This is a genomic window from Ktedonospora formicarum, assembly GCF_016587355.1.
Lineage (GTDB): Bacteria > Chloroflexota > Ktedonobacteria > Ktedonobacterales > Ktedonobacteraceae > Ktedonobacter > Ktedonobacter formicarum.
Genome location: NZ_BNJF01000001.1, coordinates 3,770,445 through 3,785,612, shown reverse-complemented (window position 1 = coordinate 3,785,612; position 15,168 = coordinate 3,770,445). Strand labels below are relative to the sequence as shown.

14 protein-coding genes are annotated in these 15,168 nt (G+C 52.0%); 11 read left to right on the top strand and 3 right to left on the bottom strand.

Going from position 1 to position 15,168, the window contains the following annotated elements; translation table 11 throughout:
* The first annotated feature begins 816 nt into the window (after nt 1–816).
* The 7 genes from K3T82_RS16235 (at nt 817) to K3T82_RS16205 (ending at nt 9,419) form a co-directional block, all read left to right on the top strand.
* The gene (locus K3T82_RS16235; RefSeq protein ID WP_220194480.1) at nt 817–3,345 is read left to right on the top strand and encodes an ATP-dependent Clp protease ATP-binding subunit; all 2,529 of its coding nucleotides are present in this window, start codon (nt 817–819) and stop codon (nt 3,343–3,345) included.
* Between the two features lie 70 nt (nt 3,346–3,415).
* Nucleotides 3,416–4,834, top strand: coding sequence for a DNA repair protein RadA (gene radA / locus K3T82_RS16230; protein WP_236031180.1), 1,419 nt, complete (start codon nt 3,416–3,418; stop codon nt 4,832–4,834).
* Between the two features lie 406 nt (nt 4,835–5,240).
* On the top strand, nt 5,241–6,419 hold the full coding sequence (locus tag K3T82_RS16225; RefSeq protein WP_220194479.1) for a PIN/TRAM domain-containing protein: 1,179 nt from the start codon (nt 5,241–5,243) through the stop codon (nt 6,417–6,419).
* A gap of 248 nt (nt 6,420–6,667) precedes the next feature.
* Nucleotides 6,668–7,366 carry a 2-C-methyl-D-erythritol 4-phosphate cytidylyltransferase gene (gene ispD, locus K3T82_RS16220; protein ID WP_220194478.1) on the top strand — a complete coding sequence of 233 codons (699 nt, stop codon included), beginning with the start codon at nt 6,668–6,670 and terminating at the stop codon, nt 7,364–7,366.
* Nucleotides 7,367–7,442: 76 nt separating this feature from the next.
* Nucleotides 7,443–7,919, top strand: a complete 477-nt coding sequence (ispF, locus tag K3T82_RS16215; protein ID WP_220194477.1) for a 2-C-methyl-D-erythritol 2,4-cyclodiphosphate synthase — start codon at nt 7,443–7,445, stop codon at nt 7,917–7,919.
* A 56-nt stretch (nt 7,920–7,975) separates the two neighbouring features.
* A complete protein-coding gene (locus K3T82_RS16210; protein ID WP_220194476.1) occupies nt 7,976–8,641 on the top strand; it encodes an SDR family oxidoreductase in 666 nt (221 codons plus the stop codon).
* A gap of 28 nt (nt 8,642–8,669) precedes the next feature.
* Nucleotides 8,670–9,419, top strand: coding sequence for a class I SAM-dependent methyltransferase (locus K3T82_RS16205; RefSeq protein WP_220194475.1), 750 nt, complete (start codon nt 8,670–8,672; stop codon nt 9,417–9,419).
* Between the two features lie 125 nt (nt 9,420–9,544).
* Here the strand turns inward: K3T82_RS16205 and K3T82_RS16200 are convergent, their stop codons facing one another.
* Both K3T82_RS16200 and K3T82_RS16195 read right to left on the bottom strand, forming a co-directional pair.
* Nucleotides 9,545–9,895, bottom strand: a complete 351-nt coding sequence (locus K3T82_RS16200; protein WP_220194474.1) for a 4a-hydroxytetrahydrobiopterin dehydratase — start codon at nt 9,893–9,895, stop codon at nt 9,545–9,547.
* A gap of 93 nt (nt 9,896–9,988) precedes the next feature.
* Complete coding sequence (locus K3T82_RS16195; protein WP_220194473.1) at nt 9,989–10,285, bottom strand: Sec-independent protein translocase subunit TatA/TatB; 297 nt, start codon at nt 10,283–10,285, stop codon at nt 9,989–9,991.
* Between the two features lie 522 nt (nt 10,286–10,807).
* Here K3T82_RS16195 and K3T82_RS16190 point away from each other — a divergent pair.
* Both K3T82_RS16190 and K3T82_RS16185 read left to right on the top strand, forming a co-directional pair.
* The gene (locus tag K3T82_RS16190) at nt 10,808–11,527 is read left to right on the top strand and encodes a hypothetical protein (RefSeq protein WP_220194472.1); all 720 of its coding nucleotides are present in this window, start codon (nt 10,808–10,810) and stop codon (nt 11,525–11,527) included.
* A 268-nt stretch (nt 11,528–11,795) separates the two neighbouring features.
* Nucleotides 11,796–12,512 (top strand): hypothetical protein, encoded by a 717-nt coding sequence (locus K3T82_RS16185; protein ID WP_220194471.1) that lies wholly within the window; start codon nt 11,796–11,798, stop codon nt 12,510–12,512.
* A gap of 6 nt (nt 12,513–12,518) precedes the next feature.
* On the opposite strand, the gene K3T82_RS16180 is transcribed toward K3T82_RS16185, so the two are convergent.
* Nucleotides 12,519–13,358, bottom strand: coding sequence for a purine-nucleoside phosphorylase (locus K3T82_RS16180; protein ID WP_420799306.1), 840 nt, complete (start codon nt 13,356–13,358; stop codon nt 12,519–12,521).
* 151 nt (nt 13,359–13,509) lie between these two features.
* On the opposite strand from K3T82_RS16180, the gene K3T82_RS16175 reads away from it, so the two are divergent.
* Nucleotides 13,510–13,899, top strand: a complete 390-nt coding sequence (locus K3T82_RS16175) for a YidH family protein (protein WP_220194469.1) — start codon at nt 13,510–13,512, stop codon at nt 13,897–13,899.
* A gap of 423 nt (nt 13,900–14,322) precedes the next feature.
* Nucleotides 14,323–15,141 (top strand): hypothetical protein, encoded by an 819-nt coding sequence (locus tag K3T82_RS16170; protein ID WP_220194468.1) that lies wholly within the window; start codon nt 14,323–14,325, stop codon nt 15,139–15,141.
* Nucleotides 15,142–15,168 lie beyond the last annotated feature (27 nt).

Sequence of the window (15,168 nt, the reverse complement as noted above, 5' to 3'; positions counted from 1 at the left end):
ACCTCCCCTACCTGTCTATGATGAACAGGTAGGGGAGGTACAATTTTTCTTAGCCCTCATCCCACTGAGCATAAGACAGAGAAAGCGAACAACAAAGCGAGACAGGTTTCGTACTATAATCAACATTTTGGAACTACTTGACGCTGCAAAATGCGTGGTGTATGATGAAATGCGCAGTTTATCATGACAATTTTAGCAGTTACATTTGAGGGGTCTTTCCAATGTTGGGATGTTGAGGGTAATCACAGCTGCACACAGGCTTCGCACCAGGTCTCTCTACTACAGAGAATGTTTAAACTCATACAAAGTGCACCTTAGCAAGACGGTTCCCAAGTATCACGACAAAGGCAAAGACAGGCCTATAAATTCCAAACATGGCTGGCTTCTCAGTTCTTCCGTTATCCAACAGTATGCACCATCCTAACATCTTAAAGGAAAACCAAAGCGCCTAATGTAGTTAGCATCAATGCGCTCAGGCCTTCCAATAAGAGTAACCCATACGAAAGAATTGAACACAAAGGGAGGTCTTTTGAAGAAGAAGAATTCTCTCTTACAGACGTCATAGCACATCATGTGTGCCATGTACCTGAACAGACAAATTCGGACGACCTCTTCGCTGTCTCGCTCTATTGAAAAACAGCTAGAGGTCGATTGTTTCTCAGTAAACGACAATAAGCGTGTAACGACAGACGGGAGGCTACGGTTGTTATCCTTGACGCTGTATGTTGGGTGTTGTATGATGAATCACACGGTTTACCTGAGCGACACAGAGGGCTCGGTTCCACCCTCTGCCACTGAAAGGGGGGTGACAAACAGGTGAACGATAGAGATAGGTTTGATAAATTCACAGAGCGCGCCAGAAAAGTTCTGAGCCTCGCTCAAGAGGAAGCTCAGCGCTTCCAGCACAATTATATCGGTACAGAACATCTCTTGCTGGGCCTTGTACGCGAAGGCGAGGGTGTTGCTGCAAAAGTTTTGGCTAATCTCGGCGTCGAACTCAACAAGGTTCGGAGCGCCGTTGAATTTATTATCGGGCGCGGAGATCGCATCGTGCTCGGCGAAATTGGCCTGACGCCTCGCGCGAAGAAGGTCATTGAGCTCGCCGTTGATGAGGCCCGCCGCTTAAATCACCACTATATCGGTACAGAACATCTCCTGCTCGGACTCGTTCGCGAAGGCGAGGGCATTGCCGCAGGCGTCCTGGAAAGCCTGGGTGTCAACCTCGAAAAGGTTCGCACACAGACAATTCAGGTGCTCAGCCAGTCGAACGCGCCAGAACGGGATGCAAAACACTCGAAGACTCCAACTATCGACCAGATGGGCATCGACCTCACAGCCGCCGCCCGTGCTGGCACGCTCGATCCGGTCATTGGCCGCCATCAGGAAATCGAACGTGTTATCCAGATTCTCTCACGTCGTAATAAAAATAATCCCGCGCTTATCGGTGAGCCGGGTGTCGGTAAAACCGCGATTGTGGAAGGTCTGGCCCAACGCCTGATCGCTGGTGAAGTCCCAGAGACTCTCGCAAACAAGCGCCTCCTGACGCTTGATGTTGGCTCCCTGGTCGCCGGTACTAAGTACCGTGGCGAATTTGAGGAGCGCCTCAAGAAAATTATTGAGGAAATTCGCAATAGCCGCGACTGCATCATCTTCATTGACGAGGTTCATACCCTGGTCGGTGCAGGTGCCGCTGAAGGCGCGGTTGATGCCGCAAATATCCTCAAACCCGCTCTCTCACGTGGCGAGTTGCAGTGTATTGGTGCCACCACGCTCGATGAGTACCGCAAGTACATTGAGCGCGATGCCGCACTTCAACGCCGCTTCCAGGAAGTGATTGTCCGCGAGCCATCGGTCGAGGAAACCATTGAGATCCTCAAGGGTATCCGCGAACGCTATGAGCAGCACCATCGGCTGGTTATCACCGATGAAGCTCTGCGAGCCGCAACCGAAATGGCAAGTCGCTATATTACCGACCGCTTTATGCCTGACAAGGCGATTGACCTGATTGACGAGGCCGCCAGCCGGGTGCGTATGCAGAACTCGCTTGCTCCTCTCAATCTAAAAGAAGCCATGAAGGGCTTGGAGTCGGTCTTGCGCGAGAAAGAGGCCGCGATCCAGCAACAGGAGTATGAACTGGCTGCTGAACTGCGCGACCGCGAGGTGAAGTTACGCGAAAGGATCGCGAAGCTTGAGTCCGGTTGGCAGAAAGAACGTGGTACCGATAAGCCAACTGTCGGCGAGGAAGAGATCGCTCAGATTGTAGCGATGTGGACCGGCATCCCGGTAATGCGCATCGCTCAGGAAGAGTCTCAGCGCTTGCTCCAGATGGAGGAAGCTCTCCATGCCCGTGTCATCGGACAGAATGAGGCTATCGAAAAGATCTCACGCGCCGTTCGCCGCGCCCGCGCTGGCTTGAAAGATCCGAAGCGCCCTGTTGGCTCCTTCATCTTTATGGGCCCCACTGGTGTCGGTAAAACTGAGCTTGCTCGCGCGCTTGCCGAATTCATGTTCGGTAGCGAAGAGGCCTTGATCAAAATTGACATGTCAGAGTTCATGGAGCGCCACGCGGCTGCACGCCTGGTTGGTGCCCCTCCTGGATATGTCGGTTATGAAGAAGGCGGTCAGCTCACTGAGGCCGTTCGCCGCAAGTCTTACAGTGTCATCCTGCTCGACGAAATCGAGAAGGCTCACCCTGACGTCTTCAACATGCTCCTTCAGATCCTTGAAGATGGTAAGCTGACGGATGCCAAGGGCCGCACAGTAGACTTCCGCAACACCGTCATCATCATGACATCAAACGTTGGTGCCTCCTTGCTAAACAAGGAAGCGTCAATGGGCTTCCGCCAGTCGAAAGACAAGGCCAAGGCCAATAAGGCTGAGTATGATGCCATGAAGAGTAAGGTGCTGGGCGAACTGCGCAATACCTTCAAGCCTGAGTTCTTGAACCGTATTGACGAGGTCATCGTCTTCCATTCCCTGCGTATGGAGGAGATGAATTCGATTGTGGACCTTCTGCTCAACCGCGTTCGCGTGCAGTTGACAGAGCAGCAGATCGAGCTAGTCGTGCCACAACCTTCAAAGGAATTCTTGATCGAAAAGGGCTTCAACCCAGAATATGGTGCACGTCCATTGCGCCGCACCATTCAGCAGCTGGTTGAAGATGCTCTGGCGGAGGGACTGCTGCAAGGCAAGTTCCATCCCGGTGATCTGGTAGAAGCCATTGTCGACGAAGGTGAATTGGTCCTGCAAGTGCGTAATCGCATAGAGCAGTTACCACCACCCGCCGCACCCGAGGCAGCGCTCTCGGCTGGCGGTGAAGGGAATCCTTCAGGTTCTGAATCCTAAAACATAAACAAGTAGTGGGGCATGTCAACTCATGCCCCACTACTTGTTACAGCTCAAAAAAAGCGTGTATATGCCAAAAATACGCACAAAATATGTCTGCCAGCAATGTGGTGGTGAGCAGAGCAAGTGGATGGGAAAATGCCCCGATTGCGGCGCATGGAATACGCTCGAAGAGGTCGTCGAGGCCTCACAGAGCCAGAACGCGACTCAACAACGTCGCCAGGCTCTCCTTAGTCATGCTCCACTTACCCAGGGAACTAACATTCCCCTGGTTCTTCCCGACATCCAGCCTCTTAGTCAGCCACGGATCACCGTTGGCTATCCAGAAATGGATCGTGTACTTGGAGGAGGACTCGTTCCTGGTTCGGTGATTCTGGTTGGTGGTGAACCAGGCATTGGTAAATCTACACTCTTACTTCAGGTTTCAGGCTCTATTGCTCAGACGACGGGACCTGTGCTGTATGTCTCTGGCGAGGAATCGGTAGAACAGGTTAAGATGCGCGCCGAACGCCTTGATATTTCTGGCGAACGCCTCTACCTGCTTGCCTCCATTGAGCTTGATGCGATCACGGAGGCCGTTCATCGACTCAAGCCATCGCTCTTGATCGTTGATTCCATTCAAACATTAATTGCCAGCCACCTGACGTCAGCACCCGGCAGCATCAGTCAGGTACGTGAGTGTACACTCCAACTGGTACAACTGGCAAAGAGCACGCATGTCCCTATTTTCATCATCGGACATGTGACAAAAGAGGGAACCGTGGCTGGTCCAAAGGCCTTGGAACATATCGCCGATGCCGTCCTTTACCTTGAGGGCGAAAGATATCACTCCTATCGCCTCTTGCGTGGCGTGAAGAATCGCTTTGGCGCGACACATGAGGTTGGTGTCTTCGAGATGCATGGCGAAGGCATGGTCGAGGTTGCAAACCCCTCCGCCGTCTTCCTGGCTGATCGCGAGGACGGAGCCACGGGCTCGGCCATTGTGGTCAGTATGGAGGGCACACGTCCACTGCTCGTCGAGGTACAGGCTCTGGTCACCCCTAGCAATTTCGGGAACGCACGTTGCACAACCAATGGTATTGAGCATAATCGCCTGCTGATGCTGCTCGCGGTCCTGACCAAGCGCGTTGGACTCGCCGTAGGCAATCATGATGTCTACGCGAATGTCATTGGTGGGTTTACCCTTGAAGAACCTTCTATTGATCTGGGAGTGGCAGCCGCCATCGCTTCAAGCTATCGCGAGAAGAATATTCCCTCTGATATGGTATTGGTAGGTGAGGTTGGCCTTTCAGGAGAATTACGTGCAGTCAGTCGCCTGGCAATGCGTGTTCGCGAGTCAGCGAAACTTGGCTTCAAACGCTGCATTGTTCCTAGCGCAGGCAAGGATTCTCGCGGACGAGGCGAACTAGAAGATGCGGGCTTGCCAAAAGATTTTAAGGTGCTTACCGCTAGTAGTCTGGCGGTAGCGTTGGAGATTGCACTACACTAGTAAGAGAGGGGCAAAACGCTCTCATTATTTGCCTAGTACATTTCTACAGGTCTTTTCGCTTCCTTGACACCGGCGTCAAGGAGGGCCAGACATCAGCTAACAGTTGATACCTGTATAGAAAACATGTATACTGCATAATCAACACATAGTTTTCGTTGCTCAATTGGCACAAGGCTCGTTTGCGTTGATGATCTTTTCGCATCATTGGCTTGGCAACACCTTTCTTGCACTTATCCTTTTTTATTGTTTTTATCACCGACCAAGCCTAAGATATTCTGCGAATGCCCGATATAGTACGACAATCTCAGGTTTCCGCAGAAAGGGGATCTAACGCACAACTTGCGCTGAGTTGAGCACACAAGTACTTTTTGCACTTTCATTGTGTACTGCGACGGAGGATGCAGGGATGTTCGTTAACACTTTATCACGCATTGTCGGCTGCCTCATAGCTATAGGGGCCGTTATCAGCTATTACGTCTACCAGCTTACACATATTCCACCCAAGAATCTGCTCGGCTGGCAATGGATCGCTGTGATAGCTGTCATCCTCGGAATTATTGCTTTTATCATCACGCCATATATCACAGTCATCCCCTACGTGTGGATGCGCGACAAGATTCGCAAGACCGCTGCGAGCGATCTGGTGGCAGCTGCTATTGGTTTGACGGTTGGTCTCATTATCTCAGCGCTGCTGGCAATTCCGCTTAACAGCCTGCCAGAGCCACTGGGACATGTTTTACCTTTCGTGGGAGCGCTTCTCTTTGGCTACCTGGGTGTGGCTATCGCGGTCCTACGCAAGAACGATATTGCCTCACTCTTCCAAAGCTCGATCTTTCGCCGCCGTGAGCGCGACGACGATCACGAATCCGAACGTGAGTCCAAACGTAAAGACCGCGATAAAGAACGAAGCGGGTTACAGATCGGGGTTCAATCACCCATCCTGCTCGATACCAGCACTATCATCGATGGGCGCATCGCTGACATCAGCCAGACAGGCTTCATCAGCGGGACTCTGACCGTTCCGCGCTTTGTGCTCAATGAGCTACAACGCATTGCCGATTCCGCTGACACGATGCGCCGCAACCGGGGTCGCCGAGGACTTGAGATCCTGAATCGCTTGCAGAAAGATGCGACGGTTCCCATAGAAATGGTTGATATCGACATTGAGGGGATCGCTGATGTTGATGGTAAGTTGGTCAAGATGGCGAAAGAACTGCAATGCCCCATCATCACCAACGACTTTAACCTCAACCGTGTAGCGGAATTGCAGGGAATCAAGGTACTCAACATCAATGAACTCGCCAACGCGATTAAGCCTGTACTCTTGCCAGGGGAAGACATCCACATTAAAATTATGCAGGATGGCAAAGAGCTAGGTCAGGGCGTAGGCTACCTGGATGATGGCACGATGATTGTTGTCGAGAACGGACGCCAGTATATGAATGCCACGATTGAGGTAACCGTCACTCGCGTGTTGCAAACGGTGGCAGGTCGGATGATCTTCGCTCATCCCAAGCAGCCACCTACCAATAGCGCCGCGCTCTCGTCGCTCCAGTCATCCACCAAACAGAAACAGGTGCAGTAAGGTCTTCCGAGAAAACCTACACCGTGGTCGCCACTCGCGGAGCGCGTTCAGGTTTTCGCAGAGGAACAAACTGATAATATCAAAGCGTGATAGATAAACGAACATCTGGCGGCACCCCATGCGGGTGCCGTCTTTGTGCCGCCTGTGACATTCGATCGAACCCGATGTTTCTCTGAAATATAGGGAAGAGAGTTTTATACATACGACCTTATGCGCGCACATGAGAATTAGAGAGGGGTACCTCAGACATGCAAGTAACGTCAGCCGCCGTGATTGTAGCCGCTGGTTCCAGTCGAAGAATGCAAGGCCGCGATAAGCTCTGGGTCCAACTGGCTGGGCGCGCCACGCTCGCACATACCATTGACACATTCCAATCCTCGCCTGTGATTGATACTATTGTTATCGTCACAAACGCGGAGCGCCTGCCCGACGTACACGCACTCTGCCAGCATGAAGATTGGCATAAGGTGATCGCCATTATCCCTGGTGGAGCGCGTAGACAGGACTCGGTACGCTGCGGCCTTGATGAGGTAGCCCGTCAGGTTCCTGGTTGCCAGTGGGTGATGATTCATGACGCGGCTCGCCCCTTTGTGACTGGCAATATTCTTGAAGCCGGTTTACAGGCAGCACTGAAGCACCAGGCAGCCATAGCCGCCGTTCCCGTCAAGGACACAATCAAACAGGTACATGAGGGTATAATTACGGAGACGCCCGACCGCGCGCTCCTCTGGGCTGTACAGACTCCACAAGTCTTTTCATTCCCGCTCATCCATGAAGCGCACCACACCCCGCTCGCACAGGAGGACATGACTGATGACGCGACGCTGCTTGAGCGCCTGGGACATCATGTCGCTGTCTTCCCTGGTTCCTATACCAATATCAAAATCACCACGCAAGAGGACCTGCTCTTTGCGGAAGTATTTATGACTGCCTCTCAAAAAATCTGAACATGTCCACTAGCCATGGTCAATACCCCCTCTCTAGAGGGTTGTTTTTTGCATAAGACAATAAAGGATAACAAGTATGACGATACGCATCGGTTCTGGATATGACGTTCACGCCTTCGCGCCCAACCGCCCCTTGATTCTGGGGGGTATTCAGATTCCTCATGAATATGGACTTGTCGGCCATTCGGATGCCGACGCCGTATTGCACAGCATCGTAAACGCGCTGTTGGGAGCCGCCGCCCTGGGCGATATCGGACAGCATTTCCCTTCAGAAGATCCACGCTGGAAAGATCAGCCCAGCACCGTCTTTCTTGACTACACGCATAATCTGATTCAGCAGCAGGGCTGGCATATCGGCAATATCGATGTGACAATTGTTGCTCAACGCCCAAAAATCGCGCCACATGCTCTAGCAATGCGCGAGTGCATCGCAAAACGCCTGAGCCTGGATATCAGTCAGGTCAGCATCAAAGCGGCAACAACCGATGGCATGGGCTTTGTGGGGCGCAAAGAGGGTATTGCCTGTCAAGCTGTGGCTCTGCTCGAAAAATAGATCTCTACACAATACAATAGAGAGAAACACACCTTGGTAAGGAGTGAGTAAAACTCATGGCAGACTTTCATGGACGTGTCCTGGTCCTCGGAGCCAATGGGGAAACGGGGAGACATGTCATCGCCTCTCTTCAAGGCAAACAGATTCCCGCTCGCGCCGCCGTACGCAGCGCGGAGAAAGGCGATGGGCTCTCCTCACCTACAACCGAAATCGCGATCTGCGAGCAACTCGATGGCGAGTCGCTCACCACAGCACTGCAAGGCGTGAGCGCTGTGATTAGCGCCATTGGGACCCGCTCTATGAGCGATAAAGAGATCATCGAAGAGAGCGAACACACTACAATTGTCAATCTGATTACAGCGGCAAAGAAAGCAATGGTCAAGCAGGTAGTTCTCTGCTCGTCAATGAGCACCAACATGCCGGAGCGCATTCCTCCCCTGACGCATATTCTACGCGCCAAGCGCAGGGCAGAGGAAGCTCTCATCACCAGCGGTCTGACCTATACCATTGTCCATCCGGGAGGACTGAGCAACGACCAGGGTGGGCAGGGTGTCTTTGTCGCGCCTCACCCCTTGCCCACAAGCGGCATGATCGCGCGCCAGGATGTGGCTGAAGTGCTAGTTCAGGCACTACTCCAATCAGAGGCACGCAATCAAAGCATAGATATCATCAGCCTGCCAGATCAGGGGTCCGCTACCCGCCAGGGGCTGTTTAAAATCTAAGGCTTCTAGCCAGCAGCAAGGAGGCACAATGAACGTAGAAGGCAATCCATCCAATGATGCGGTTATCCAGAGTTGGAGCACATATTCGCGCTCTATGATCGAGGCGCTTGGCAATGAGGGCGACTTCGCGCGCCAGCATATCTTGAATCCCCATCTCTTTTCATTGCTGGGCGATCTGTCAGGCAAAACAATTATGGATGCTGGGTGTGGGCATGGCTATCTCAGCCGTTTGATGGCGCAACGAGGCGCACGTGTATACGCGATAGAGCCCTCTGAGAATCTCTACCGCTACGCCATAGAGCAGGAGCAAAAGACGCCACTCGGCATTACCTACCTTCAAGAAGACCTCACCGTCATGCCTTCACGGACAAAGCTGACTGATGGCTTCGACGCGCTGGTGGCAAATATGGTTTTCATGGACATTCCAGACTATGAGGATGCAATACACAACTGCATTTCGCTTCTCAAACCCGGTGGAAGTCTGATCTTCTCCATCACCCATCCTTGCTTCGAAGAATCCTCATCGGAGTGGGAAACAAAGGGTTATGTAGCGGTACATGAGTATCTACATGAACACACACATCCCAATCTCTATGGCTATACCTTCCACCGCCCGCTGAGCGCCTATCTCAATCTACTCATGCGCGCAGGCTGCACGCTTCAGCAGATCATCGAGCCTGGGTTAGCCCCTGAGTTAGTGGAGGGGCAACCAGCGCGTGAGCGGAGCGTTCATGTGCCACAATTCTTGCTGGTTCACGCCCTCCGTACACGAGAATAAAATAGTGAGAGGGGGATATTCAGATTATGAACTGAATATCCCCCTCTCAGACGTCTACAGCAGCCTTTGGAAGGCGTAAGCACCGCATAGGTAGGCACAGCACTTCAGTTTGCGTCGGGCTCACCCTATTTGAAATCCTGTTGGTAGGTCGCCTCTGTCCTGGCTGCCATAATAAAATCGTTACGGTGCAATCCCTGAATAGCATGTGTCCACCAGGAAACGCCAACCAGACCCCAGGTCAGGACAATCTCAGGGTGATGCCCTTCCTCCTCAGCCAACGCCCCAATTTTATTAGTCAATGCCAGCGCAGTCACAAAGTCCTTTAACTTATATTCACGCTCCAGACGCATGACGCCATCGCGCTCCACCGCCGTCCAGGCGGGAATCTCTTTCATATACTGCTCGATCTCATCGTCGCTCAAGCGGGGGGCATCTGCGCGACACGCCTCACACTGCATCTGCGATAGTTCCGCCATTGGGATATCTCCTGTATTGAGAAAATAGTTACTGACTACAATCTATTCTCTACAGTTCAGTATACGCGCATAATTAGCTTACTTATCGCCGAACTACACTTCTTTACTGGTACTGGGTATGCCTGGCGTAGCACTTGATCCTGGCTCTTCTTTTTTCTCTTCGAGCAAGAGGCGCTGGATAGCCTTGCCGGGATTGGTCACCGTGTTTACTTGCTCTTTGAGCTTTGAGAGATCTTCCACGGGGACTTCCGCCATGATCTTATCCTTCATATTCTTGGCCTGGGCTACACCTTTACCCATCGAATGCATAAGAGAGGTAAGTTTCTTGGGGCCAAAGATCGCCAGTAAAATAAAGGCTACTATCGCAAGTTCCAGGGGATGAAAGCCCATAATGAGACTCCTTTGTCGAGCATTGATTGGCGTGGAATATGCAGAATCCGCGCTTATGCTAATCTTATATCTACGTATTGTACCATACCAGGCTGGGCAGAATGAGAGAGATTGTGCCCTAAAGAAAGAGCGATACGCGTTGAATTACAACAGAGAGTTGCTCATGACCTAAGGCTGGCGGGCTAGCTCACGATATAACGTGACGAGCAAGGCGGGTGGTTGTTCCTACTCCGGCAATCCGCGCCAACATTGGGAAGAGAGCAATCCTACTCGAACCTTCCCCTACCCCCTGTTCGAGTAATGCCGGTCAGGCCTCCCCCAGGGTTTAGACCGGTCTCTTTCTCACCAGGGCATATTTCTGAGCGATGTGCGTTGTTTTGAACGCCGTCAGAACCGGTTACATGACACGAAACTACCAATTTGGCCTATCAATAGATGAAATCTGTATCACTAGAGTGCAGTCATGGTATGATAAGAGAATAGATCAGTCAAAAAGATACAAGTAAAGGGCATGCACGCAAAATGTCTGCATCTACATTCAAAACAACGCCCAATGCACAGCCAGATTATATGACGCTCAATGACGTACCTAACCCGTTCTCTAACCGCGCGCCTGCTCCTAAGGTAACCGGGATCATTATTCTTGCCCTGCTGCTCTTGGCCCTTTCCGGCCTTATGCTCGGCTTCACGGCTGGCATTATCAATCGTCACTCTCAATCTTCCTCTCATAACACACATATCCCCTCCACAACCCAAGCGAATCCCGCCGCGATTCAAACACCCACAAACGTCCGAGTACCTCTCAATTGCCCCCTTATCGATGAGACCGTCTACCAGGGCACGCCCGGTAGCGGACCCATCTATACGCTCTCGGCTCACGCCGTAGACAAATCCGGGCAGTGTACCAAATCGGGGAAAGCAATCCAGCAAGCAGGCATAACATTTAAGCTATGGCTAGCTACAGTGCCTGATAATCAACGCATCGAAATACCTGCATCTACCTGGACACATCTAGAGAAACTCCAGCAGCCCTTACCTCATGAGGTTCCCAATGGGCTGGTTTTCGATAACGGTAGCCCTCAAGTACAACAGAGCAATAAACAGGGACAGAGTCGGTGGAAGTTTGGCCTCGCACCCGACACCAAACCCGGAAAGTATTATCTCGTTGTGCTCACGGATTGGGATGGCATCTACGCGAACTGGACCTGGATCTATTTTGAGGTGAAAAGCCCACAGGCCTAGCCTATCCAGAAATAGCTCATTCTCCCCCGTCACATCTCGCTATAGTGCGAAGTGTCCCCATTTTTGGCTACATATTCAGTCTTTTCTCCTCCCATATGCCACCGCATGGTATCATAAAAACGAACTTACCAAAAAATATTTATATATGGCTAAGCATAACTATACTATCTCAATGACTCCTTATGCGAAAATCAGGATGGATATGCTTGTCACATCAGTAACATTGGTTTTCGCCTAAGATCTTAGCAGAGAAGAGAGCGTTTGCAGAATGCAACAATTTGATCGCAATCGTCAACCGACTACGGATAAAACCCAGGGCAACACAAGGCCGCAGGCGGTTATCATCACCGCTTTACTCTTGTTTGCCATTACGGGTCTGCTTTCTGGCTTTACCTTCAATGCCATGAACCGTCCTAAAAAAGCGACGAATACTCCTCCTCCCGTCGTGAAGACCTCTCCGACCGTGAAGGCAACCAAAGCGCCCTCAAACACGCCCACTGTACGTACAACCCCCGACGTCGGGGCAACCAACCTTGGTTGCCCCGACGCTAAATACAGCGACTATACACAAGCAGCCGATGGCACAACGACCTATACCGCTGACATACAGGCAACGGGAAAAGGGAAAAAAGGACCATCCAATTGCAGTGGAGACGCGCTGAAGGCATCTGGCATCACCTGCAAGCTCTGGCTCACCAAGGACCCAGATGCGACAGGGACAGCACTGAGCAAGGACAATAATGCCCTCCTACACAACCTCAATGCCCTGGGACAACCCATACCTGGCGAGGAGCCAAACGCCTTGATTTTCTCCAGTGACACCCCGTCCCTACAGCCCTGCGGCAATGATGGTAAAGCTACCTGGAAGTATCAAGTCGGCACAACCGTTCAGCCTGGTACATATTACCTCTACTATCTGACCGACTGGAAGGGGCAGCGCTTCAACTGGAGTGTCAAAGCCATTCAGATCAAGAAGGCAGCCTAGTTAATACTAGAGTTCCTGATTAGCAAGCCTGCTCACAATTTCACGTGCTAACGCGGCGAACTTCGGACGCGCGGAGTTCGCCACCTCTAGCACGCTCACATGGTCCACCTCTTCGTGCTCATCTCCTGTCGCGGTATTGGTGATCAGGCTCATGCCAAGCACGCGCATGTCCATATGCTTCGCGATTACCGCCTCTGGCACCGTTGACATACCCACCGCATCCGTCCCAATCAAGCGCAGGAAGCGTAGCTCGGCCTTACTCTCAAATTGCGGCCCAACGACCATGGTGTAGACCCCTTCATGCAAATGCAAGCCTGAGCACTGCGTCGCCGCCTCACGCGCGAGCGCGCGCAGATCCGCACCATAGGCATTAGCGACCGCCGGGAAGCGTACCCCAAAGCGCTCATCGTTTGGCCCAACCAGAGGACTCATCCCCACCATCCCGGGCAGGAAGATATGATCGCGTATCAGCATAACATCACCTGGTTTATAGGCGGGATTGACACCACCGGCGGCATTAGTGACAATCAAGGTCTGCACCCCAAGCTGACGCATCACACGAACTGGTAGGGTTACCTGAACCGCACTATAGCCTTCATAGAGGTGAAAACGCCCTTGCATGGCGACAACCTGGACCCCCGCCAGCGAACCAAGCAGTAAGCGTCCGGCATGGCCTGGGACCGTTGAGCGCGCGAAGTGGGGTATATCTTCATAAGAAAGCGCTATGGGGTTCTCAATCTCATTTGCCAGGTCTCCCAGGCCGGAACCTAAAATCAACCCTACCACGGGCTTCTGTGGCGCGTGTAGACGGATAGCCTGAGTGGCTTCCATGACTTGCTCGTATATCATTCTCTCTCTCCTGCTATGTAATCCTCATGCCCCTCCCATCGCTTCATATCTTCGCACACCAGACAAGTGGATGGACAGAGAATCAGGAATATTGGTTGCGGGTATATCACTAAGAGAGGAATTACTTAACTTTTCGAAAGGGTAGCTTATGAGGCAAGAAAAGCAGTCAGATCCAATACTCCAGAAAGGGAGGGCGGCAGATCACCTCGCGAATGAGCGCACCATGCTAGCCTGGATACGCACAGCTATCGCCATCATCGGTCTTGGCTTCGTCATTTCACGCTTTGGGCTCTTGTTGCGCCAGATCGAGCCGAAATCCGAGCCCGCAACCGGAGTACACTTCTCCACGATCACTGGGGCAACTTTTATCGCGGTAGGTATCCTCTCGCTACTCTTCGCGCTCTGGCACTTCTTGCATACGCATCATGAGATTGAGAACGATGCGTTTCGCCCCTCTCTCCTTTTTACACTGATCGTAGTGCTCACTATCGCAGGTGTTGGTGTGCTGTTGTTTATCTATTTGCTGGTTGTTGGTTAGCGCACCAAATCCTGATATAGAGCCACAATGTGAAAACGCTCAAGAACTGAATGGCTATCAATAAATCTGCCGCCAGTCCCGATGAAAAGGTGCTATAATGAACACTACGGTCTCATACGAAAACCAACCCTCAATTGAGAGCGCGGCAACACTGTTGTGGCAAGCAAGCGATTCATTCGCCTGAGCGCAACCGCCTAAGATGCTTGGACGTCACACACCAAAGGCTCAGCTTGAAGTGGAAGCATGTGGCGGCGAAGCTAGCCGCCGCTCAGGCAAGCGTTGGCAAATGCTTTTCATAGACAAGCCATACTGAGGTTTTCGAGAGGCGATGCATCCAGTTTGATCTGAACCGTTTGACATATATTGCATAGCACGGCTCACCAGGGAAGTGACCGTGTAACGATAAGGAGAAGACGTTAGGATATGGCTAAACTGCAAGATTTGTTTACGCAGGCACGTCGGGCGCGAAGCGGTAGCGGGATGGGCTTCCTGGGAAAAAGCAGAGCCGAATCCAAGGCACACGCCGCCGCCCTTGTTGTCGAGTTTCCCTCGGTCAATGCTGGTAGCGCCGAAGCCGCGCTTAAAGCGGGAGCCGATGGCTTGCTCTTCCACTGGGATGGAAAAGATAAAGAGGCTCTTGCGACCCTCAAGAAAGAGCTCGACTCGGCTCGCGCTCAGCAGGATGATACCGTCTGTGGTCTCATCATTGGCGGAAACTGGGAGTCACTTGATACCGACGCCTTCACCAGTATCAAGGATCAGGGCTTCAACTATATTACACTGCCACTAAATGCCCCCGCCCACCTGCTTGCTCAGGGGCCAAAGGAAGTAGAGAAGGTCGTAATCCTCCCCTCGCAAAGCGTGCTATCGCCTCTGCGCTCAGGTGACATTTCGCCATACTTCACCATCCGTAACCTTTCGGCACTTGATGGTATTGCCGCGATTCTACTAGACTTTGATCTTGGCGACAAGCAGCTTGGGAAGCTGACCATTGAAGACGTTCTGCACTATAGCACAGTTCGCAGTTCAGTACAGTATCCCGCCTTCATTCGTGTCAACAACAATCTCAATGAGGCCGATGCACGTACTTTGAAGGCACTCACTATCCAGGGTGTTATCCTGACGGCGGACAAGAGCATCGAGAGCACACAGGAACAGATCAAGAGCCTGCGCACAGTACTTGAGAAGATTCATGAAGAGAAGAACGATTCAACATCGCTCTCCCTTCCTCCTCGCCCATAAATCAGTTGCAATAAAGCGGGAGGGGCG

What these genes read in the sequence shown, in the direction of transcription:
- K3T82_RS16185 (WP_220194471.1), top strand. Translation starts at nt 11,796, where the DNA reads ATGCAACAATTTGATCGCAATCGTCAACCGACTACGGATAAAACCCAG.
- K3T82_RS16175 (WP_220194469.1), top strand. Translation starts at nt 13,510, where the DNA reads ATGAGGCAAGAAAAGCAGTCAGATCCAATACTCCAGAAAGGGAGGGCG.
- K3T82_RS16195 (WP_220194473.1), bottom strand. Translation starts at nt 10,285, where the DNA reads ATGGGCTTTCATCCCCTGGAACTTGCGATAGTAGCCTTTATTTTACTG.
- K3T82_RS16205 (WP_220194475.1), top strand. Translation starts at nt 8,670, where the DNA reads ATGAACGTAGAAGGCAATCCATCCAATGATGCGGTTATCCAGAGTTGG.
- K3T82_RS16210 (WP_220194476.1), top strand. Translation starts at nt 7,976, where the DNA reads ATGGCAGACTTTCATGGACGTGTCCTGGTCCTCGGAGCCAATGGGGAA.
- ispD (WP_220194478.1), top strand. Translation starts at nt 6,668, where the DNA reads ATGCAAGTAACGTCAGCCGCCGTGATTGTAGCCGCTGGTTCCAGTCGA.
- radA (WP_236031180.1), top strand. Translation starts at nt 3,416, where the DNA reads ATGCCAAAAATACGCACAAAATATGTCTGCCAGCAATGTGGTGGTGAG.
- ispF (WP_220194477.1), top strand. Translation starts at nt 7,443, where the DNA reads ATGACGATACGCATCGGTTCTGGATATGACGTTCACGCCTTCGCGCCC.
- K3T82_RS16170 (WP_220194468.1), top strand. Translation starts at nt 14,323, where the DNA reads ATGGCTAAACTGCAAGATTTGTTTACGCAGGCACGTCGGGCGCGAAGC.
- K3T82_RS16225 (WP_220194479.1), top strand. Translation starts at nt 5,241, where the DNA reads ATGTTCGTTAACACTTTATCACGCATTGTCGGCTGCCTCATAGCTATA.
- K3T82_RS16190 (WP_220194472.1), top strand. Translation starts at nt 10,808, where the DNA reads ATGTCTGCATCTACATTCAAAACAACGCCCAATGCACAGCCAGATTAT.
- K3T82_RS16200 (WP_220194474.1), bottom strand. Translation starts at nt 9,895, where the DNA reads ATGGCGGAACTATCGCAGATGCAGTGTGAGGCGTGTCGCGCAGATGCC.